Annotated in this window: 19 protein-coding genes and 1 tRNA gene; 8 read left to right on the top strand and 12 right to left on the bottom strand. The window is 36.1% G+C overall.

Annotated elements, in window-relative coordinates; translation table 11 throughout:
• The first annotated feature begins 49 nt into the window (after window positions 1-49).
• Window positions 50-409 carry a YkgJ family cysteine cluster protein gene (locus QHH19_01970; GenBank protein ID MDH7517099.1) on the top strand — a complete coding sequence of 120 codons (360 nt, stop codon included), beginning with the start codon at window positions 50-52 and terminating at the stop codon, window positions 407-409.
• On the opposite strand, the gene QHH19_01965 is transcribed toward QHH19_01970, so the two are convergent.
• The 5 genes from QHH19_01965 to QHH19_01945 are packed head-to-tail and all read right to left on the bottom strand — an operon-like array spanning window position 410 to window position 5,262.
• Window positions 410-604, bottom strand: coding sequence for a DUF6485 family protein (locus QHH19_01965; GenBank protein ID MDH7517098.1), 195 nt, complete (start codon window positions 602-604; stop codon window positions 410-412). It lies immediately after the preceding gene.
• A gap of 19 nt (window positions 605-623) precedes the next feature.
• Window positions 624-2,612 (bottom strand): NAD-dependent DNA ligase LigA, encoded by a 1,989-nt coding sequence (ligA, locus tag QHH19_01960; protein ID MDH7517097.1) that lies wholly within the window; start codon window positions 2,610-2,612, stop codon window positions 624-626.
• A gap of 6 nt (window positions 2,613-2,618) precedes the next feature.
• Window positions 2,619-4,337, bottom strand: coding sequence for a DNA polymerase/3'-5' exonuclease PolX (polX, locus tag QHH19_01955; GenBank protein MDH7517096.1), 1,719 nt, complete (start codon window positions 4,335-4,337; stop codon window positions 2,619-2,621).
• A gap of 11 nt (window positions 4,338-4,348) precedes the next feature.
• Window positions 4,349-5,017, bottom strand: a complete 669-nt coding sequence (locus tag QHH19_01950; protein MDH7517095.1) for a DUF120 domain-containing protein — start codon at window positions 5,015-5,017, stop codon at window positions 4,349-4,351.
• A gap of 17 nt (window positions 5,018-5,034) precedes the next feature.
• Window positions 5,035-5,262: a hypothetical protein gene (locus QHH19_01945; GenBank protein ID MDH7517094.1), complete on the bottom strand. Its 228-nt coding sequence runs from the start codon at window positions 5,260-5,262 to the stop codon at window positions 5,035-5,037.
• A 56-nt stretch (window positions 5,263-5,318) separates the two neighbouring features.
• Here QHH19_01945 and QHH19_01940 point away from each other — a divergent pair, with 56 nt between their 5' ends.
• Window positions 5,319-6,284 (top strand): 50S ribosome-binding GTPase, encoded by a 966-nt coding sequence (locus QHH19_01940; protein ID MDH7517093.1) that lies wholly within the window; start codon window positions 5,319-5,321, stop codon window positions 6,282-6,284.
• Between the two features lie 23 nt (window positions 6,285-6,307).
• On the opposite strand, the gene QHH19_01935 is transcribed toward QHH19_01940, so the two are convergent.
• The 4 genes from QHH19_01935 to QHH19_01920 form a co-directional block, all read right to left on the bottom strand.
• On the bottom strand, window positions 6,308-10,477 hold the full coding sequence (locus QHH19_01935; protein MDH7517092.1) for a PQQ-binding-like beta-propeller repeat protein: 4,170 nt from the start codon (window positions 10,475-10,477) through the stop codon (window positions 6,308-6,310).
• Between the two features lie 142 nt (window positions 10,478-10,619).
• Window positions 10,620-11,975: a glycerate kinase gene (locus QHH19_01930; protein ID MDH7517091.1), complete on the bottom strand. Its 1,356-nt coding sequence runs from the start codon at window positions 11,973-11,975 to the stop codon at window positions 10,620-10,622.
• An 11-nt stretch (window positions 11,976-11,986) separates the two neighbouring features.
• Window positions 11,987-13,318 (bottom strand): signal recognition particle protein Srp54, encoded by a 1,332-nt coding sequence (locus QHH19_01925; GenBank protein ID MDH7517090.1) that lies wholly within the window; start codon window positions 13,316-13,318, stop codon window positions 11,987-11,989.
• An 84-nt stretch (window positions 13,319-13,402) separates the two neighbouring features.
• Window positions 13,403-13,924: a CBS domain-containing protein gene (locus QHH19_01920; protein MDH7517089.1), complete on the bottom strand. Its 522-nt coding sequence runs from the start codon at window positions 13,922-13,924 to the stop codon at window positions 13,403-13,405.
• 195 nt (window positions 13,925-14,119) lie between these two features.
• On the opposite strand from QHH19_01920, the gene QHH19_01915 reads away from it, so the two are divergent.
• The 5 genes from QHH19_01915 to QHH19_01895 all read left to right on the top strand — a co-directional run bounded on the left by QHH19_01915 (window position 14,120) and on the right by QHH19_01895 (window position 16,539).
• Window positions 14,120-14,674, top strand: coding sequence for an HDIG domain-containing protein (locus tag QHH19_01915; protein MDH7517088.1), 555 nt, complete (start codon window positions 14,120-14,122; stop codon window positions 14,672-14,674).
• A gap of 67 nt (window positions 14,675-14,741) precedes the next feature.
• On the top strand, window positions 14,742-15,086 hold the full coding sequence (gene eif1A, locus QHH19_01910; GenBank protein MDH7517087.1) for a translation initiation factor eIF-1A: 345 nt from the start codon (window positions 14,742-14,744) through the stop codon (window positions 15,084-15,086).
• Window positions 15,076-15,852: a serine protein kinase RIO gene (locus QHH19_01905; protein MDH7517086.1), complete on the top strand. Its 777-nt coding sequence runs from the start codon at window positions 15,076-15,078 to the stop codon at window positions 15,850-15,852. Before eif1A ends, QHH19_01905 begins: the two co-directional genes overlap by 11 nt.
• Window positions 15,853-15,865: 13 nt before the next feature.
• Window positions 15,866-16,408, top strand: a complete 543-nt coding sequence (locus QHH19_01900; protein MDH7517085.1) for a KH domain-containing protein — start codon at window positions 15,866-15,868, stop codon at window positions 16,406-16,408.
• Between the two features lie 58 nt (window positions 16,409-16,466).
• Window positions 16,467-16,539 (top strand) — tRNA-Asn (locus tag QHH19_01895).
• A gap of 139 nt (window positions 16,540-16,678) precedes the next feature.
• On the opposite strand, the gene QHH19_01890 is transcribed toward QHH19_01895, so the two are convergent.
• Entirely contained in the window at window positions 16,679-17,482 is an 804-nt protein-coding gene (locus QHH19_01890) for a hypothetical protein (GenBank protein ID MDH7517084.1), read from the bottom strand.
• 411 nt (window positions 17,483-17,893) lie between these two features.
• Between QHH19_01890 and QHH19_01885 the strand changes: the two genes are divergently transcribed.
• Window positions 17,894-18,784 carry a hypothetical protein gene (locus QHH19_01885; GenBank protein MDH7517083.1) on the top strand — a complete coding sequence of 297 codons (891 nt, stop codon included), beginning with the start codon at window positions 17,894-17,896 and terminating at the stop codon, window positions 18,782-18,784.
• Between the two features lie 9 nt (window positions 18,785-18,793).
• Here QHH19_01885 and QHH19_01880 read toward each other — a convergent pair whose 3' ends face one another.
• Both QHH19_01880 and psmB read right to left on the bottom strand, forming a co-directional pair.
• On the bottom strand, window positions 18,794-20,704 hold the full coding sequence (locus tag QHH19_01880) for a beta-CASP ribonuclease aCPSF1 (GenBank protein ID MDH7517082.1): 1,911 nt from the start codon (window positions 20,702-20,704) through the stop codon (window positions 18,794-18,796).
• Window positions 20,705-20,790: 86 nt separating this feature from the next.
• Window positions 20,791-21,426, bottom strand: coding sequence for an archaeal proteasome endopeptidase complex subunit beta (gene psmB / locus QHH19_01875; protein ID MDH7517081.1), 636 nt, complete (start codon window positions 21,424-21,426; stop codon window positions 20,791-20,793).
• Window positions 21,427-21,605: the final 179 nt, after the last annotated feature.

Raw genomic sequence — 21,605 nt, 5'->3', positions numbered from 1 at the left:
ACAATTTATAATATTTTAATTATGCTAGGACACTAGGAAAAGTTGCTGTATTGAAAAAAATTGTATTAAATGTTGCATAGAAACAGATATGATTCTATCAAACAATGATGTAAAAAGAATAAATAAAATGGGGTTTGGAACTAAGTTTTTTGTTACCCAGAAAAATGGTTGGATGCACTTAAAAAACCAAGGTGGTAGATGCGTTTTTCATGATAGAACAAAATGTTTGATTTATAGAAGTAGACCAGATGGCTGTAGATTGTATCCTGTGATATTTGATATGGAGAGAGGATGTGCTGTTTTGGATAATGATTGCCCTTACAAAGATGAATTTAGACTCTCAAAATCAGAGGTTAAAAAATTGTATGATGTTATTTCTAAAATTAAATATGAACAAGCCAAAAGATAGTTATTTTTTATAAACTCTAATAAAGTTCTCTATACTTCGGTCATAGGTTTTCTCAACAGCATCTGGGAAAAAACAAGCAGGCAACTCATTTCTACTTCTATGATATCTCAAGCATTCACAGCATATGCCTTTTTTGCTACAGGGATAGCTGCAGTTACAATTATTCTTGTTTTCTTTTACATTACATTCCTTCATAAAAAATCACATATACATGTTATTTACCAACTAGTTTTTTAAACTCTTTTTCATCTATGATCTTTAACCCAAGTTTTTTTGCTTTCTCATATTTTGAGCCAGGTTCCTCGCCAACAACAACATAGTCAACATCTTTGCTAACAGAAGAGGTTACTATTCCTCCTTTTTGTTTAACGAGCTCAGATGCATCAGGTCTAGAAAGAGACCGCAAACCACCGGTGAATACAAATTTTTTACCTCGAAGAGGCAGCTCTTCTTTCTTTTTAACCTCCTTAGTTTGAACACCAACTTCTTTAAGTTTTTTGATTAGCTCCCTGTTTTCCTCAGTTGCAAAAAACGTTGCGATAGCCTCGGCTGTTTTTTCACCGAGACAAAAAATCTGATTCAGTTCTTCTGCGCTAGCCTCTGCAAGATCATCGATCGAATCATATTTAGAAGCAAGAACCTGTGCAGCGTATTTACCAACATGTCTTATACCAAGAGCATAAATAAGCCTGGATAAACTCCGATGTTTACTTTGTTCTATGGAATCTAGGAGGTTCTGCGCAGATTTATCTTTAAAACCTTCTAATTTGAGTATATCCTCTTTTTTAAGTCGATACAGATCAGATATGTTGTCAATAATTTTTTCATCAAGCAGTTTATCAATGGTTGATTCGCCGAGATGCTCTATATCCATGGCATCACGTGAGGCATAATGTTTCAAACGCCATTTCAGACGAGCAGGGCAATAACGATTTGGGCACCTAACTGCAACCTCGTCTTCGCTACGAACAACATTTGTTCCGCATACAGGACATTTTTTTGGTATAATCTTTCTTTTCTCCTTGCCGGTTCTTTTTTCTTTTATGCTTTTTACAACCTGCGGTATAACATCACCGCTGCGTTCAACCAAAACTTTGTCACCAACCCTTATATCCTTTCTTTTAAGCTCATCAAAGTTATGTAAAGTAGCCCTAGAAACAGTTACCCCACCAACCTGAACAGGCTCTAACACTGCCACTGGTGTAAGTGTACCGGTTCTACCAACCTGAACAACAATATCATTCAACTTGGTTGTGGCCTGTTTTGCAGTGAATTTAAAAGCATTAGCCCACCTAGGATGCTTTATTGTTTCCCCAAGCTGTTTCTGTTGAGCTAAAGAATTAACCTTCAAAACAGCTCCATCAATCTCATAATCAAGTTTTTCACGTTTTTTCTCTAATTCCTCACAGTACTTTATAGCAGCCTCTATATCCTTAACTTTTTTAATCAACGGGTTAACACGAAAACCAGCTTTTTTCAAAGCCTCCAAAGCCTCTTCATGTGTACTAAAATTTTTGTCAGAATAAGAAATAAAATAAACAAAAATATCCAACGGCCTTGATGCAACAACCCTTGGATCAAGCTGCCTAATAGAACCAGCTGCTGCATTACGAGGGTTAGCAAAAACCAGCTCACCCTTTTTTTCTTGTTCTTTATTCAACTTTTTAAAACCATCAATAGGAATATACACTTCACCACGGACCTCAACATTATTCAAAACATTTCCCCTAAGCCTCAATGGTATACTACGAATTGTTTTCAGGTTAACAGTTATATCATCACCCCTAAAACCATCACCCCTAGTAGCACCCCTCACAAAAACACCGTTTTCATAGAGGAGCGCAACCCCCACACCATCTATCTTAGGCTCAACAACATACTCAACATCCCCAACGTTTTTACGAACACGCTCATCAAACTCACGTAACTCATCGTGCGTGTATGCGTTATCAAGAGAAAGCATAGCAACCTTATGTTCCACAGATACGAACCCTTCAACCGGTTCTCCACCAACCCTCTGCGTAGGAGAATCAGGGGTGATAAGATCAGGGTACTCAGCCTCAAGCTTCTCAAGTTTTTTCAACAACTGATCAAACTCATAATCAGAGATAACAGGATTGTTCTCAACATAATACATATAATTATGATAATTGATTTGTTCACGCAGTTTTTCTATCTCTTTCTTAGCCTCATTTTTGTTCATAAACCTTTATCCACACCCAAGTATTTTTTCTATTTCCTTTAAAGAATATGTGTTTAAAATATCTTTTTTTTCTAGCCATCCTCTACGCGCCGTAGCAATACCAAAACGCATAAAAGATAGATGGTTAACGCTATGTGCGTCAGTACCTAAAACAAATCTTAAACCCTTTTCCTTAGCGAACTTAACATGAAGGTCATCAAGGTCAAGACGATCAGGGAAAGAATTAATCTCAAGAAACGTCCCGGTTTCCTTAGCTTTATCAATTATACTTTCAACATCTACTTCATAGGGATCACGTCTACCAATGAGACGCCCTGTTGGATGCGCAAGAAAATCAACATATTCATTCTCCATACCCTTGATTATCCTACGAGTCATATCTTTTTTATTCATCTTGAAACCAGTGTGAATACCAATGTAAACAAAATCAAACTTTTTAAGAACCCTGTTGCTATAATCCAGTTTACCATCAGATTTTATATCACATTCAGTACCACAAAGAACCCTAAAATTTGAGAGTTTTTTATTTATTTTATTAATTTCATCGATCTTTTTCTCAATTTTTTCCTCAGAAACACCATTAGCGATTTTAAGTGATTGAGAATGATCAGTGATTCCAACAAAGGTGTAACCCATTTTTTTTGCATAACCCGCTATTGTTTCTACAGAATCGTTGCCATCACTCCAGATGGAATGAACATGGAAATCCCCGGCTATGTCATTGTACCCAACTAGTTTTGGCAGCTTCTTTTTTTTCGCCGCCTCAATTTCACCACGATTCTCTCTAAGCTCTGGTTCAATGTACTGTAAACCAAGTTTTTTGTATATCTCTTTCTCATCTTTACCAGCGATGTATTTGTCAGTTTTTTTGTCAAAAAGACCATATTCATTAAGCTTGTAACCCTTCTTTATAGCTATACTACGCATAGCTACGTTGTGTTCCTTTGAGCCTGTGAAATATTGAAGTGCAGCGCCATAGCTTTCCCTGTTTACAACCCGGATGTCAACCTGAAGGTTATCCTTTAGAATCACACTAGTTTTTGTTGGCCCCTTCATAAGCACGTTTTGAACATCTTTGTATTTCACAAAATGATCCATAACATCATCAGGACATTTTGATGAGGCAAGAATATCCAGGTCGCCGATGGTTTCTTTCATTCTGCGTAGACTACCAGCGAGACTAACACAATCAATTTTTTTACACTTCTTAAGATAAGCCAAATAACTGTTTCCATCATCATATGCGACATTTAGTAGCACACGTCCACTGGTTTTTTCAAGGAGCTGTATACCACGAAGGATATTCCTCTCGGTTATCTCACCAAAACCATCAAGCTCACGCAACTTACCCGCCAAGCATGCTTTTCTAAGTTTTTCAATACTTGTTATACCAAGTTTATTATACAAAGTAGAAACCTTTTTAGGGCCAAGACCAGGGATTTCTAACAAAGCCAACAAACCCTCTGGCATCTCCTTTTTAAGTTTTTCAAAATACTCAAGTTTACCGGTCTCAACAATCTCCTTAATCTTTTTAGCAAGCGCCTCCCCAACACCTGGTATAGCCTGTAGTCTATCCTCTTTTGCAACAACCTCTATATCCTCGTCTAAAACCTCTATATTCTGCGCAGCTGTCCTATATGCCCTTGTTTTAAAAAAAATCTCTCCCTTGATATCGAGTAGATCCGCAATTTTATACAATATATCAGCGACCAACTGATTTTTCATGAAAAACAAACTCAACTTCTTTTTCCAAGATAAATTATAACCTTTACCTCATCACCATCTTTTAAACCTAGTTTCTCACGTAGATAATAAGGTGATATGAACTCCAAAATATTAGAATAATGACTACGCACTGGTAAAACAATTGCGCCCCTAACACCATTTATCTCAGCATTAAAACATCTAACACCACCAAAAGTACGATCCCTGTCCCTAAACTCATCCACAGTTATAGCATTGTACTCCTTCAATAATCTAAGCTTGTTACGCTCAATGTAGCTGATTTCAACATTCAAAGTACCAGGATAAGGTATAAAACCTAGTTTCTCTTTGAATTGACTAATATAACCATTCTGCTCAGTATAATACCGGCCCTCACCCATACCAGATACAACCCTACCAATGAAATGAATCTCATCTGTTAAATCAAAAATCTGTTTATAACTAAGGTACTCCTCCTGAAGAGCATCAACTCCGGCATCAGTGATCTGAATAATCTGCTTCTTCACACCGAACTCCCTAGTTATCAAACCACTATGATCTAACTCAAGAAGATACCGAGAGGCTGTCTGCTGACTTGTTTTAAGCTGTTTAGCCAACTCAAGAGAAGAAACCTCAATCTTATTTCTTGTAGCACCAAGCAAGGCAAGCTCCTTCAATGTTTGCAAAATGTAAGGCTTCATAAATCAATCCTCAATTCTCATCCTCTGATACTTTTAACTAATTTTTCTCCTTCCTCAGTAAAAACATATTTATTACCTTTTTTCAACAAAACCCCGCCCCTAACAAAATCATCAATAACCTTATCAACTACAGGTAGGACGATGTGATGCTTTTTCGCTATGCGCCTTATATCAGATTCACCAGATGCAAGCTCATCAAAGATTGCTCTACGGTACTTGTTTGATAGGATGTATCCTTCGTCCATACAGTTTTACACCAACATATTAATTTATAAGTATCACATAAAGCTTTTCAATTATTATGCTCAAAAATATACCTAAAGTGCTGAGTTCAAAAGAGTTACTGGATTTATGTTTTAGGAGAGCCAGTAAAATACAAATACATGATAGAAACGCGCTATACAAGAAAAAAAAGACAATAATCGCTGGAATTGACTCATTTACGACAGACATCACCTCGCATCTAGAGAGATATGTGAAAGAGTTTCCTTCAATCGAACAACTACCAATGTTCTACCATGATATATTATCTATAAAAATTGATATTAACAAGCTAAAAAAATCCCTTGGTGCTGTTGATTGGGCTAGAAAAACCTGTAACAAAATTTACCTGAAACAGGTTAAATCTCTTAGGAGATCTTTAGACATTGATTTTTTGGTAGCTAAACAAAAAGAGATCTATGGTAGGATATCATCTGTTGTAAAACAAATAAGCAAAGACCTAGATGTGCTTTCGAAGGCGCAGGCGATTATAAGCGGTTTACCAGAGATACAGGATTTACCAACGATTGTTATAGCAGGTTACCCTAATGTAGGCAAGTCTTCTTTGCTTAGGCGTCTTTCTTCTGCTAAACCAGAGGTTGCCCAGTACCCATTTACAACAAAGGAGATACATGTCGGCCATATAGAAAAAAAAGAGAGGCATGTAACAAAAAAATATCAGGTTATTGATACACCTGGTCTTTTAGATAGGCCATTATCCAAGAGGAATAATATAGAGAAGCAGGCGATCGCGGCTTTATCAAATCTTGCTGACCTTATAGTATTTATTTTAGATGCATCTGAGACTTGTGGTTATTCTTTAGAAGACCAGAAAAGTTTGTTGTCGAAGGTTAAAAAAATGTTTAACAACGCGCCTATGATAATAGTTGAAAACAAGGCTGATATCAAAAAAACCGGTTTGGGTGATATCTCTTTATCCTGTGAAACCGGTGGAGGAATAGATTGTCTTTTAGAAAAGATATTCCATATTTTAGATGGAAAGTAAAAAAAAGAAAAAGATGAAGTTTTTTATGTTTTTTTCTTTCTCATTTTTGTTAGCATTAGAACTATGATTATTATCAGTATGAATGCTAGTATTATCATTATGATTATCTGGGTCATTGGGAATAGGGTTACGCCGATTGTTTCTAATGGTGACTCGCCTATGTTACCTGCGAAATCAGAGATTCTTGTTTTAAACTGGTAGTATCCACTGCCATCTTTGGCGTTGAATTTCCAATTAAATGGTTTTTCTGTTAGTTTTTTGCCAACCAATGTCCATTCACCCCAGTTTTTGTTGTCCGCTGAATACCTATAGTATAATTCCACGCTTTTTATGTCAATGTCATTTATGGTAGCGGATATGTTGAATTCATCATCCCAGTGCCACTCTGAAAAATCAGATAGATCTAGATAAGGTTTTGAGACGGTGAGGTCTTTAATTATCTTGGCTGCCTCGGAGTTATCTGGAGTAGTATAGACATTTCCGCAGAAATCTGTGAGTCTGAAATATATATAATATGTTACGGTCTCATTTAGTGAATCCCACAATGTTCCTGTTAGGTTCCACTCACCGCTATATGAGGGGAGATCGATGTTATCTTTAATCATAGTCCATTCGTTTAATCCTTGGAAGTTTAGTCTATATTCAACCGATTTTAATTTGTAATCATCCTCAAATTTTATTGAAAAATTCCTTGGTTCGTTGAAGTAATATCCATCTTTGTTGAAAGCTGGGTCTTTGTTGAAAACTGGTTTATAAGGTTTGTTTCTATCGAAGGTAAAAGTCGCTTCAATCTTCTTAGTTTGATAATTTTCTATGTTTCCAGCGTTGTCTGTTGCTCCACTACAAAACTCGTAGTTTCCACTCTTTGTAACATTAAATAACCACGTATATGGTGTTGTTGAGAGTGGTTTGTCATAAATCGTCCAATATGTGTCACCACTTATTCTATAGTATAATGTCACATTTTTTATGTCGCTTTTATCATCAGTTGCATTAACTGTTATGTTAACTGCTCTGTTGTATTTAGATGAAAAACTACCATTTATTTTTGAAGAGGGCGGCACAGTATCTTTCTGGAAATTTTTGAAAAACGAGGCGTTGTTTCCAGCTAGATCTTTTATGTAAAACCTTATGCTTTTAAGCTCGGCCATGTCACTAATGTTTAGTTTTGATATGTTTGCTGTTAAACTTTGTTTTACTTTTGTTCCATCTGTTCCACTACATTCAGGGATAAACCATGGTGATGTCACGGTCTTATTTGCTTTTGATGTATATTCTATCTGGTATCTCGCTGAACTAACACTCAAGCCTGGGTAGGTATCTATGACTTTTATTATGCATGTTGGTGTGTTTGTGTTGATCCAGCCACCTGGTATGAAGGTTTCTTCTTCGAAATCAGGTGGGGTTGTTTCAGATGACCATGTGACACTCCATTCCTGTAATGCTGGGTTTTGTGATTTGTCTTTCCTTGTTAACTCTGCGCGGAGGCGTATAATACTCTTTTTAATGTAATCTGAACTAGATATATCATCATTGTTTTTGACAGATCTCAAGAAATTATAATCATCATCTAGGATACTAAAAGTGATAGAGCTACTTGTTGTGTTAGTAAACGATGCTTTGAAACTACTCCACCATCTACCAGCTGGGAGAAATATAGGATTTGATATTACAACAGCTTTTTGATAAGTTGTATAATTCCCTATGCTGCATATTCTTCCACTGAAAGTATTTATTTCATCTGTTACACTAACATATAAAACACCATTAGCGACTATGGGTGAGGCTAGTATGTATGTTAGAGCTAGTAACTCTGGGTCCTTTATATCACAGTTATAGTTCCATAAAGTCTTTCCGTTGTTCTTGTTGAGTGAATAAACCATCCCATTTATTGTTGCAACATATAGGTTATCAGATGTTACAACTGGTGATGTACAAGAATAGGTTGGTACTACACCAAATAAATTCGAAGACAAAGAAGCATTCCATTTCTCTACGCCATCTACAGTATTTAATGCATAGATTTTTCCATCAGGTGATGTAACATATAAAATACCACCATCAACCGCTGGTGTTGAGGTTGCCATAAGGTTATAAAACTTTAGTCCCTTTGGTAGGTTTTCAAACGCTGGTACTTTTTCTGCGAGTGTTTTATTCCATAGTATCTTACCGGTTTGCTGGTCTAATGCAACGACTTTTACGTCACCTGTAACATATGGTAGCTTGATTTCCTTTACAACAACAAAAACTTTATTCTGATAAACCGCTGGTGATGCTCCGCCGATTAAACCAACCTTAACCTTCCAGATTAATGCACCTGTTTCTTCATCAAACGCAAATAGATTGTCACCATATATGTTGTCGCATCCTACGAAAACCATACCATTGCCTATAGCTGGTGTAGAAAAACTACCTGCAGGTAATGTGTAGTCCCAGATTTTTGTACCATCAGCAATATTCAGAGCAATAACCTTGTTGTTTCCCCCAATTAAAGAAGACAAGAAGGATATCAAAGGAGTAGTCAAGGGCATGCCATCCCAGGAGGTCACAAAGACTTTATCGCCAGAAACAGTTGGTGAAGATGAATAACATATGTTTCCATCTCCAAACGTGTAACTCCATTTTTCTTGTTTTAGGTTGGATTTATTTAATGCAACAACCTTATTCGACGCGTTAATCTCACTGGTTGCAACGATAACAAAATTGTTTGCTACTGCAACAGACCCATCGACTTTATACAATGGATCACTTCTATCATAAGGTGATAATTGACTTCCTTTTTTACTGAGTGGTACTGTTGCATTAAAAGAACAAATCGTGTTATTGACTGGGGAAGCAATATATATCTTACCATCACTCAGAACAGGACTACGGAATCCGCCACCGACTGTCTTCTTTTTTGTACTCCAATAAAGCTCTGATTTCTGTGGACCGTAGCCTTCATATGAACGTCTATTCTGGGGTGTTCTACCAAAAACAGGCCAATCACTAGAAGAATCACTGATTTTTATGTCTCCTCCGATGATTTCTGCACCCAGAAGTTCATCTATTCTAACATCTGTAGAGAACTTATCTTTGAATGTATTGCTTTCTGTTTGCCATGTTAAAGCCCAACTATATAACTTTGGTGTCACAGATAAATCACTGGATTCAAGAACAGCCTTTAATCTGATACTTTTATACGAAGTTGCGCTCAATGAAGATAAATCTATCTGAGAGGTTGTAAAACCTTTAGAATTACCAGGTAAACTAGTGATAACGTTCTTTTTTGAGTCTAATACATGTATCTTAATTGAGGCGTCATTGCTTGTCCTTAATCCTTTCCATACTATGCTCTCCCATCCTTTGAGTGTGTCTGGTTTAATTTCTCTTGAAATAATCCATCCTTTTTCTACAAACCCATATTTTGTGGTAACTGTTAAGTTGACGTAGTCAGTTGTTAATATAGTGGTTTCACCATTTACTTTAGGTATTGCAACAACTAAAAAATCAATGTACCCGTCATCGCTAACGAATTTGGTGTTATTACTCGTGAAAGATATGCTTATTGGATCAGCATAATCATAATATACTGGACTACCTTCTTGTGTCCATAACCCCACAATATTTTTAATAAGATAATTCCAGACGTAAAGCTTTACACTGGCAACATTTGCATCTGTTATTTTACTACCATAGAACCAGTTAAATGTGAACTCATTTATGTTATTTTTATTCTGTCCGATTTTAAACCTGAAGTGATGGACTGGAGAGAATGTACGTGTTATGTTAAAGGTCTCTAAATCAAGATATCTACCCTCTGTTCGTACAACTACGTCATCTTTTTTCTTGATTTTGTTATATTCGGATTCAAGGCTGATTTCACCTACCAGATTTCTAGGTCTTATCAACTGGTTTTCTTCACCAGATATAAAAGTTAAATCGGACGTCCATGCATTTGTTTTGTTATCATTAAAATCGTAGTAATACTTGTTTGTTCCAGATCTTAATGTGATTAACCCTGGAGAAAAATTATAATTATAGGATTCTGACGTATCTATCCCATTTTGGTCTACAAACATATCATACCATATTCCATCATAATCATATTTTACTGGATCAGAACTCACATTTGTTGAAAAGGTTAAATTAAGAACCAGCAGTAATATTATCCATGCGATAATCGATTTTTTATTTACTCTATCTATTTTCATATTAACGTTCTCCAATACATGTAATTGCTTATCCCTTTAATTATATCTTTTATATAACTAAACAAAGTTTTTATAGAGAAATCTAGATATAAATACTTTACGGTATATCTTTACAATTTTACAAGTTATAGAACTGTTTTTGCTATTTATTTTTGTTATATTTAACTAAAACATGTAGATCCATCACATTTGTACCAGTAGAACCAGTGATCAACAAATCACCCAACCTTCTAAAAAACTCGTAAGAATTATTGTTTTCTAAAAATTTTTTTGGATCAAGGTTTTTTTTATTTGCTCTATCTATTGTATAGCCATCTGCTATAGCACCAGCAGCATCACTCATTCCATCTATACCATCTGTTGCCATACATGCAAAAACCATATCTGAACCTGCTAAAACTTCGATGCCCCCTAAAACCATTTCTTGGTTTCTACCACCTTTGCCATTTCCCTTAACTTTAACCGTGGTTTCTCCACCTGAAACAAAAACAATATCCTCAAAATTTTCATTGTAGTAATTTAATGCTTTATCAACTAAAAACCTACCAACATCTCTTGCCTCCCCAGTTAAAGAGGTGGTCAGCAGCATAGTTTTATATCCTAGCTTCTCTGCTTCTTCAATAGCAGCTTTGCATGCAATCTGGTTGTTTGCGACAATAAAATTAAAAACCCTTTTAAAAACAGGGTTATCTTTTTTTGCTGTCTCAGATATCATCCCTTGTAATCCTTCGTCTAACAGTTTTATAACCGCGGAGGGCATCTTTTCTATCAGATTATATTTCTCTAGAACCTTCTGAGCATCCATGTATGTCGTAGAATCTGGGCAAGTAGGACCTGATGCAATAAACTCTATTGGATCACCAACGATGTCAGATATTATAAGAGAAACCACTTCACATTTACAGTTTTTTACAAGTTGTCCACCTTTTACAAAAGAAAGATGTTTACGTACCGTGTTAATTTCCTTTATGTTAGCACCTGATTTCAACAACATATCATTTGTCTTCTGCAAGTCTCTGAGGCTTATTTTTGGTTTACACAAGAGAGAAGACCCACCACCAGATATCAAAACTATGAACAAGTCGTCTTCATCACAACCATCTATGATTTCTAAAACTTTTTCTGTACCAATTAAACTATCCTGGTTTGGTGTTGGATGACCACCCACAAAGGTAGTAACATATTCACTCGAGGCTTTATGTTTTTTATCATTAGTTATAATAACCCCTTTTTTAACATTTAATGAGTCGCAGACAGCATTTGCCATACCAACACTAGCTTTACCAAAACCAACCAAAAATATATTTTTAAAACCAGTTAAATCAATTTTTTCTTTATCTAGAATAATCTGTTTTCCATCAAACCTTGATTTAACCACTTTATATGGATCAACAGCATCTAAAGAGGCAGTAAAAATATCAAGGACATCCGTTCTTATCCTCCTAAGTTCTGGGGTTTGACCGTTTCTAACAATCTGATCATAGTTTTTAAACAACATAAAACGATTTATTATTTCCCAAACTGTAGCTGTTTCATAAGGTTCTTTCTAAGTTTACGATCACTTGAAAAACCTTTCATCATGCGTTTAGTCATATTATAGTATCTCAAAAGCTCTTTCACATCCTTGTTTTCTACACCTGCACCACGGGCGATACGTTTAATTCTAGAAGAATGAACAATACTAGGATCATTCATCTCCTCATCAGTCATAGAATCCATTATGAACCTGAATTTTCTTAGTTTATTCTGCGTGGTATTCATGTCAACATCTTTTATTTTACCTGAAAGCCCACCAGGTAGCATCTCAGCTATCTTGTTCAAAGGCCCCATACCAGAAAGCATATCCATCTGATCATACATGTCATGTAGGGTGAACTTACCAGACATCAAACGCCGAGCAGTCTCCTCAGCATCCTTTCCTTTGAGGCTTTCCTCTGCTTTTTCCAGCAAAGATTTAATATCACCCATCCCAAGTAAACGTGATATGAAACGCGATGGATCAAAAGTCTCAAAATCACTAGCATGCTCACCAGTGCCAATAAAAACAATTGGTGCACCAACCTCAGCTGCAGCGCTAAGAGCACCACCACCCTTAGCAGTACCATCCAGCTTAGTAAGGATAATACCGGTGATGTCTATGGCGTCATCAAATGCTTTCGCCTGTGGACCAGCCTGCTGACCAACAGCAGCATCCATGACAAGCAGTTTCTCATCTGGTTTGATAACCTTAAAAATATCTTTCATCTCTTTTATCAAATCATCCTCAAGTTTATGTCTACCAGAGGTATCAACTATTATAACATCACAAGCTCTCTGCAGTTTATTTATACCATCCTTAACTACCTTAACAGCATCTTTTTCCTGTTTATCACCATAAAAAGGTACCTCCACTTTCTCAGCGATTTGTTTAAGCTGCTCGTATGCTGCAGGTCTATGTACATCACCAGCAATCAAGGCAGGTCTAAGCCCCTTCTTTTTGAAATATTTAGCAAGTTTACCACACGTAGTTGTTTTACCTTGACCATACAGGCCAACCATCATAATAACCTGTTTTTTAACCGGGATCTCTCTGCATTCACCTAAAAGTTTTACAAGCTCATCATATACAATATGTATAACATGTTCTCTGTTGCTCATACCCGCAGGAGGCTTCTCTTCCAGTGCTCGTTTCTCAATTTTTTTTGATAACTCTAAAACAAGTTTAACATTAACATCTGCTTGCAAAAGAGCTCTTTGTATATCTCGAACTACCTCTTTTATAAGTCTAGAATCAACATAAACCGCATTGGCAATCTTCTTTAGAGTCCCTCTAAGGGAATCCCCTAAGTTATCTAGCACCATTCTCTATTCCTTTTCCTAGATGATATAAGAAGAGGCATTAAAAGATATCGCTATCTCTAACCTTTGTCTTTTGCATCTCAAATTTTATTGTGTAGCAAGCTCTGTTTTTTTAGTTTTCATTAATTGTTGATAATTCCTCAAACTAGTGATAATCTCTGCCCATTCCTCCATGATATTATCAACATTTTTTTTACTCTTAATATAGAAATCTACTAGTTCATCTATCTTCTCAGAAAAAGTAGGTAATGCACGTGACATGTCAGTAACTGTAACAATCCCAACTATCTTATTGTTTAAAATAACAGGCAGTTTCTTTATGTTGTTTTCTCTCATTATTTCTGCTGCTCGCTCTATTGGTGCTAATGCATGAACCGTTTTTAGATTTGATGACATAATATCTCTAATTTTAGTTGTTTTTGGATCCTTTTCCATCAGTATAGCCCTTTCTATAATGTCTCTTTCTGTTACAATTCCAACGAGTATAGGTCCATCCATTACTACTAGACAGCCGACTTTCATTTCTTTGTATTTTTTACATGCATCTAAAACAGTTTCGTTGCAATCTATTGTTACTACATTTCTGGTCATGATTTTTTCAACTAACAACTTTAACCACCTTAGCAACCATTAATGTGATATAGTCTATTTAATCTTTCATTAAAATATTTATTTCTTTGTTTAAAGTCTTTAATTCTATTGACATGCCTTTTTCTAAGAAACATAATATATATATAGCATTGATAGATGGCCGTTAAAAGTTAAGAAAGTTTTAAAACATCTTTTATGCTACACCAGGTTGAGATGTTAAGCAGAGAAGAAGCAGTTGTTTTGCTTAAAAAATATGTTAAAGACGAAAAACTGCTAAAACATTCTATAGCAGTTGAGGCTATATTAAGAGCTGTTGCCAAGAAACTTGTTAAAGACGTGGAATTGTGGGGTTTAACAGGTTTACTTCACGACCTTGACTATGAGTATACCCAAAAGGAACCAGAGAAACACGCTAATCTTTCTGCACAGATTCTAGAAGATTTACTCCCTGAAGAGGCTACAAATGCTATCAGAGGCCATAATTATAAACACACTGATTATCTTCCTACAACTGTTCTAGATAAATCTTTGATTGCTGCAGATGTGGTATCTGGGTTAATCATTGCTACAGCGCTTGTTATGCCTTCAAAAACTCTTGCGGAGGTTAAACTAGAAACCCTGATACATAAGTTTAATGATACATCTTTTGCGCGTGGATGCAGTCGAGCTAAAATTGAGCTTATTCTAGATGCTGGCATAGATGTAGAAGCCTTCTTGGGATTGAGTTTGAATGCATTGAAAGGAATCTCTGATCAACTAGGTTTCTAGGTATTTTTTTATTTGTTTTTACAGAAAAACATTAATATCAACATGATTTTTTGGGTCAGATGTTGTGATACCTGTGTATGAAGAAGATGAAACAAATGAAAAAGGAGAACAAGAAGGAGAATACATAAGATTGCCTTTACCTGATAAAAACAAAAACGAAATGTTTGCTATAGCTGATAGACTAATGGGTGGATCCAGGATTAACGTTATCTGCGCGGATGGTAAATCGAGGATGGCTCGTATACCTGGTAGACTTAAACGTAAACAGAGAGTCAGAGCAGGTGATCTTGTTATTATCAAACCCTGGGATATACAGGATGAGAAAGCAGATATAGTTTTTAGGTATAGACGAACACAGGCTGTTTCTCTCAGCAGACGTGGTTTGTTACCAGAGGAGATAAATGTCTTCTGAGCGTTTTTTAGATGAGAAATGGCTAAAAAAACTTGATAGGGAAATGCAAGTTCTTTTTGATAGAGAAGGTACTGATAGGAAAACACTTGACGAGGTTTTTGATAAACCCACTCTCGACATGTTGGGTAAGTTGATTTCTGATGGAGTTATTGATATACTGGATTTTCCTATATCTACTGGCAAAGAGGGTAACGTCTTCCGTGGTGTTACACCTGACAAAAAATTTGTTGCATTGAAGATATATCGTACATCAACTTCTACTTTTAAGCATATGTCTAATTATATAATAGGTGATCCTCGTTTTAAGGCTGCTATTAAGAACAGAAGAGAAGTTGTTTATGAATGGGCTAAGAAGGAATACAAAAACCTTGAGATCTTGCACGAAATTGGTGTAAGAGCACCCGTACCGATTAAAAGGATAAGAAATATTTTAGTCATGGAATATATTGGTGATTCTAGTATGCCAGCTCCTATGCTAAAAGACGCAGTTCTTATAAACCCTAAAAAAATATTTGATATCTTGATCGATTATATTTTTAAAATGTACAGAAAAGCGGCTCTGATACATGGTGATTTGAGTATGTTTAATGTACTTATGCATAAAAACCGCCCATATATTATAGATGTTGGGCAGGGTGTACTAAAAGAACACCCACTTGCGTGTGATTTCTTAAAAAGAGACATACATAACGTTGTCCATTATTTCAAAAAGTATGGTATCACAGCAAACGAAGAAGAGATATATGACAAAATTATAAAATGTTAATTTGGGTGAGATTATGAGATATCTAAAAATACCGGTTGAAAGAGTAGGTGTTTTAATAGGGCATAACGGCGAGACAAAGAAGCATCTTGAGGATGTCTCAAATGTTAAGATAGATGTTGATTCTCATGAAGGCGAAGTAACCATCGACGAAAAAAATGCTAAAGATCCTTTATTAGTCTTAAAAATCGAAGTTATAATCAGGGCTATCGGTAGGGGTTTTTCTCCGCAGCATGCTATGAAGTTGTTTAGTGATGATTTTGATTTTTTTGTTTTTGATATATATGATTATGTTGGTAAGAAAGAATCCCATGTAAAGAGGCTAAAAAGCAGGGTTATAGGAAGAGGAGGCAAAACAAAGCATGTTTTAGAGGAGATAACTGAATCTAACATATCTATTTATGGTCATACTATCTCTGTTATAGCTGATATTGAGAATATGGATATAATAAAAAAAGCGGTGGATATGCTTTTAACTGGTAGTAGGCATTCAACTGTTTATAGATTCGTCGAAGGTAGTATGAAAAAACTTAGGCTTGAAAGAAGACTCGGGTTTTGACAGGGTAATCTTTTAATATAATACTATATTCTGTTGTACTGTTCTAAGTGGTTGTTTTGCCGTCCTAGCTCAGTTGGTAGAGCACTCGGCTGTTAACCGAGCGGTCGCCGGTCCGAGTCCGGCGGACGGCGTAGTTCTTTCTTGGAGTAATTTAGGTCAAGAGAGAAGATTTCATTTTCAAAATTACCATTTCCTGAGGTGAAAAAGGTTATATCTATACCTAAACAGAGATTAATTTGGCTATAGAGATCAGAATTTTGATTTTGCTACTTAGGGAATTACCCCAAGGAAAACGCCATACCCAACTAAGAGCTGCGGTCCTGCAATTCTATTGATGAAACTATGTTTTCCAAAATTAATGAAAAGCCCCTTAAAATAGAAAGTAGGCACGTTTATCATTAATCCATATTTCCAACAGGGAAAACCAGGACCAAACAATGGCATAAAACGGGCTGTTGCTGCAAAACCTACTCTATGGTGCATAAATATAAGTCTGCGCATCTCACCGAAAAATGATTCATAGTCATAGCGTGGTATCCAGGTCCAACCGAAACCGACACTAATCATTGGCTGACGGCATAATCTTAAATACCATTTTATAAGCTTATCTAAAATTGGAAAGGGAAACGACTGAGACTGAGGACTAGTGGTGCGATTCCACAAGTCATTGATAACATCTGCTATTAATTTCTTTAAATATTCTTTTGGAAAATCGTCTCCTACAGATGCAAAGTTATCGATTGTATCGATTACGTTTTTTAAACCTGTTTCTAAATCCTCTTTCTCTGAAACAGAGATATTTTTGCCATCTGGGCCAAATTCATCTAGTGCATCTTCAGAAATTATTAAAAAATGATGTAATACGAAATTCAAAGAGTTCAACTCGTCTTCTGAGAGCACTATCTGAATTGAGTATTTCTCCCCATTTTCACCTATCACGCTGATGGTTAATTTTTCTTGTTCTGGTAGAGGTTTAGTTGATGCAGATTTAAACGGTTCTTTAGCAACTACGGTTAAACCTGGTAAAATAAGCATCAAAACAACTGTAAGTGGTATTATATTTTTTATTTTCATTTTTCTTCACTCCCCCATTTAGGTGAGGTACTGTATATTCTAATATATATTACTTTTTATATAAACTTATTGGTCTAATTGTCCTATGATGAAAACTCTGTATATATACTTTATAGAACAAACATCCTATGACGAAACAATTAAAAAATGTGGTTTTTTACATCACTTTCATTTTAAAGAAACCGATTGGTTTTTCTCTATTTTTAACCTTTGAAACTTGATATGGTTATTACTCAATTTTTAGTCATTTTTAGTAAAAATAAATTTTATTTAACAGGAGTAAATATGCTTTTGCATATCCAGCTGCTTATGCATCCATAAATTATATAAAACGAAAATATATTGTTATTTTCAAAGCAGGGTATTAATTAAAATTAACTTTAATAAGAAGATAGGGATTGGTGGAATAAGATGGGATGTGAATTCAAAACTAAGGTGAAACTTGATTATATTCAAGATTTTCAGATGATGTTTGAGAGGATGAAGATAGATCGTCCTCGTGAGGCAGCTGTTTACTATGTTACACTTGTTTTGGATAGCCCAAAGGAGTTTTCTGATTTTCTTAAAGTGGCTGAAGAATTGGCTAATATAACGAGGAGGCCTCTTGAAACTGGTCGTGCGTCTTTGTTAAAAAATGGTATCATAGCAAAGGTTTTGTTTTCCAATGATGCTGATGAGGATTTTGGTAGAGAAAGTTATCTTCCTGTTCACCCACGTGCTATATGGGAGGATATTAAAAATGATCTAAAACAGGTTATTGCTGAGGAGACTTTTAGGGCTATAGAGAATCGTTTGGAGGAGTACGGAAAATATTATACCAGCAACTACGAGAAATATGGTATAAAGCTGAAGAGAAGCGGTAATGTCACACTTCAGTATAGTGGTAAATGGATTTTGTACACTGTTTTAAATAACTGTTTGGATAAGAGCAATAATTTGAAGATGCAGGTTGGTGGTGAAAGGTTTTTTGAGGAGCCGTTTATAAAATATTTCAAAAAATTTTTGGACTTAGACACAAAAGTCCAGTTGATAGTTGATACGAAGGTTAATATTGATGCTGCTCGTGAGTTGAAAAAAACATATGGTGATAAGATTGAGATTCGTTATTTTTCTGAGGATGTGTCAGGTACTCTTCGTAACTATGTTTTTGGTAAGGAAATCGCTGTGAATGGTATCAAGATTCTTCCTGAAACAAATGCTGAGCCTTCATATGTTGGTACAGCTTATGTGAACTTAGAGGATATAGAGGTGTTGGATAGTAAATTCAATAGTTTGTGGGATCTAGCTAAACCATTAAAATAAAAATTTTTTTTATTTGAATCTTATAGTCTCAAGGTTCATCGGTGCAGCGGTGTTAACATTCATTTTTTTGTGTATGGTCGAAGAGAGGTCTATGCATTTGGTTTCTTCCCCGTGGCAGAAAATAATTCTCTCTGGGCGTGGGGATATGTTATTCAAATAGTTTATTAGCTGTCTCCTATCGCTATGTCCTGAGAAGCCGTCGCAGGTTTCGACACCCATTTTCATCTGTATGTTAACTATGTTTCCACCAATGTTTAGTGGTATGTCACTCCATCCTTTCTGTATTCTTCTACCAAGAGTGCCCTCAGCCTGGTACCCTACGAAGGCTATCATATTTTTTTCATCTTGTGCCCATTCTTTGAAATATTCCATAACAGGTCCACCGTTCATCATGCCACTGGTTGCAAGCACAATACAAGGATCAAGATCACCAAGTACTTCTTGTCTCATATCCTGACTATCGACACGCTGGAAAATATCTGATATAAGCGGGTTTTCACCTTGTTGGAATATCTGTGTCCTAAGCTTGTTGTTTAGGTACTCAGGGTAGGCTGTGTGAATAGCTGTAGCCTCCCAGATCATACCATCAAGGTAAACTGGAACCTTTGGTATCTCTTTGTTTTTCATTAGATCTTCAAGAACAATCATAACCTCTTGACTTCTTCCCACCGCAAAAACAGGTACCAGTAGCTTACCTTTTTTCTTAAGGCATCTCTGTATTATGTCTTTTAAACGTTCAGTTGCTTCCAGTCTGCTAGGCTGGAAATCCTCTCTGCCACCATATGTTGACTCTATAACTATGGCTTCAAGACGTGGGAACCTGTTGATAGCAGGGTTAAACAACCATGTTTTCTCATATTTTATGTCCCCTGTGAACGCAATATTGTATAGTCCTTCGCCGATGTGGAAATGTGCTATAGATGAGCCAAGGATATGACCTGCGTTGTGGAATGTGAGTCTAACATCAGGTGTTATATCAGTGGTGTCACCGTAGTTAATGGCTATACAGTGTTTTATTACGTTTCTTATATGCTCAGCTGAATATGGTACGCTTTTTGCATCAGCAACCGCGACCTTTAGGTAATCCATCTGCAACAATGTCATGAGGTCTCTGGTTGGCGGTGTACAATAAATGGGTCCATCATACCCATATTTGTATAACAATGGCAGAAGACCAGAATGATCAAGATGCGCATGTGTTATAACAACAGCATCAATGGTTTCAAGCGGTAAAACCTCGGGCAAATGAATATAAGGCGAACCATTCTTGTCAGATGATACATCAACGCCGCAATCAATCAAAATTTTACTATCCTGGGTATGAAGCATGCTACAGGATCTGCCAACCTCGCGGAAACCACCAAGGGCGACAATACGGATGAATTTTTCCCCTTGGGAAACACCTCTATGTAATCGTCTGCCCACTTTACGGAGTATCTCTTTGCGCTCTTCGCTCATAGACCTTATATAACCACGTATTTCCTGTACAGTCTTGGATTGAATAGGTGGTGTTCTAACAATATTTGGAGACCAGTTGATTTTCTTTCTTATCTCATTGAGTAACAAACCCTGTTTACCAATTGCTACACCGGGTTTCAAAACCTCTATTGTGACTTCACCTGTCTCAGGCTGGAAATAAATGTTTGTTATCTCAGCATCCTTCGGTATTAAGTTTTTAATCATCTTTTCTGCTGTTTCAGTATCAGTTAGTACAGATGGATCAGGTCTTACAACAATGCGTTTCTGCAGCATCTTAGCTAGTTGTTTAACAAGATCATCTTTAGCAGCAAATTTATTAGGATGCTTCGTATAGATAACAACAAGTGCACCCTCGAACTCGACATCAGACACATCGATACTAGGTGGTATAACGGTTCTTACTTTTGCTTTGATTTCTCTTAGAACATCATCTACAGTCATTTTCTACCTTTTATAACCCTTTTTATAATTTGACAAATAAATTTTTTTTAGATTACAAGAAATTTATAGTAATCGTTGTTTTACACTTATTTAGCTATTTTTTCCATACGTTTTTTAACTTCTTCCTCGGGTATCTCCCTATATCCATCCTTTGTTATAACCGCTATATCTATCATGCCACCTGAGGCAGAGTCCCTGTTCATTGCTGCGGTTATAGCTCTTATAGCTATATCCACGCCTTCGTTAGTAGTTATATCATCTCTGTAAAGGTCTTCCATTACTCCAAATACATAGGGCGAACCAGAGCCACCAGCTGTGTATTTATCAGGTATAGCCCCACCAGCGGCATCAAGTGAATAAATATGGCCGCCGGTGTTATCATATCCACCAATTATCAACTGAACATAATATGGGTAAAATTTCCTCTGATTAAGTATGTTTGACATAAGTGTAGCTGCGCTACCAATAGGCATATTAGTCTCTCTTTTAAGTCTATATAGATTAGCTTCTGCGCTGAGATAACGGGCAAGAACCTGTAAATCACCAACGAGACCAGCTGTAGCTAAAGCCATATGGTTATCAATCTTGTACAGTTTCTTGGTTGCTTTATGGGCTATTAAAGTACCCATTGTAGCCCTTTTTTCTGTTGCTATTACTACCCCATCTTTGCATACCATGCCTAGGGTTGTTGTTCCTGTTTTCTTAACATCTTCTGATGTCATAATAACTCCTCAAAACCAGGTTTAAAACACACACCTACATCTTGGTTCTTTTATTTATAATTTACTAAATGGTTGGCTTCATCCCGAAATAAATAATTAAAGAAAAAAAAACATTCATTTTTTTCCTATTAGATGGGATGTGCCAAGAAAAGGATAAAACCCAAAAGTTGCTAACCATG

The organism is Candidatus Thermoplasmatota archaeon, from assembly GCA_029907305.1.
Classification (GTDB): domain Archaea; phylum Thermoplasmatota; class E2; order DHVEG-1; family DHVEG-1; genus JARYMC01.
This window is presented reverse-complemented; position numbering and strand designations above follow the sequence as displayed.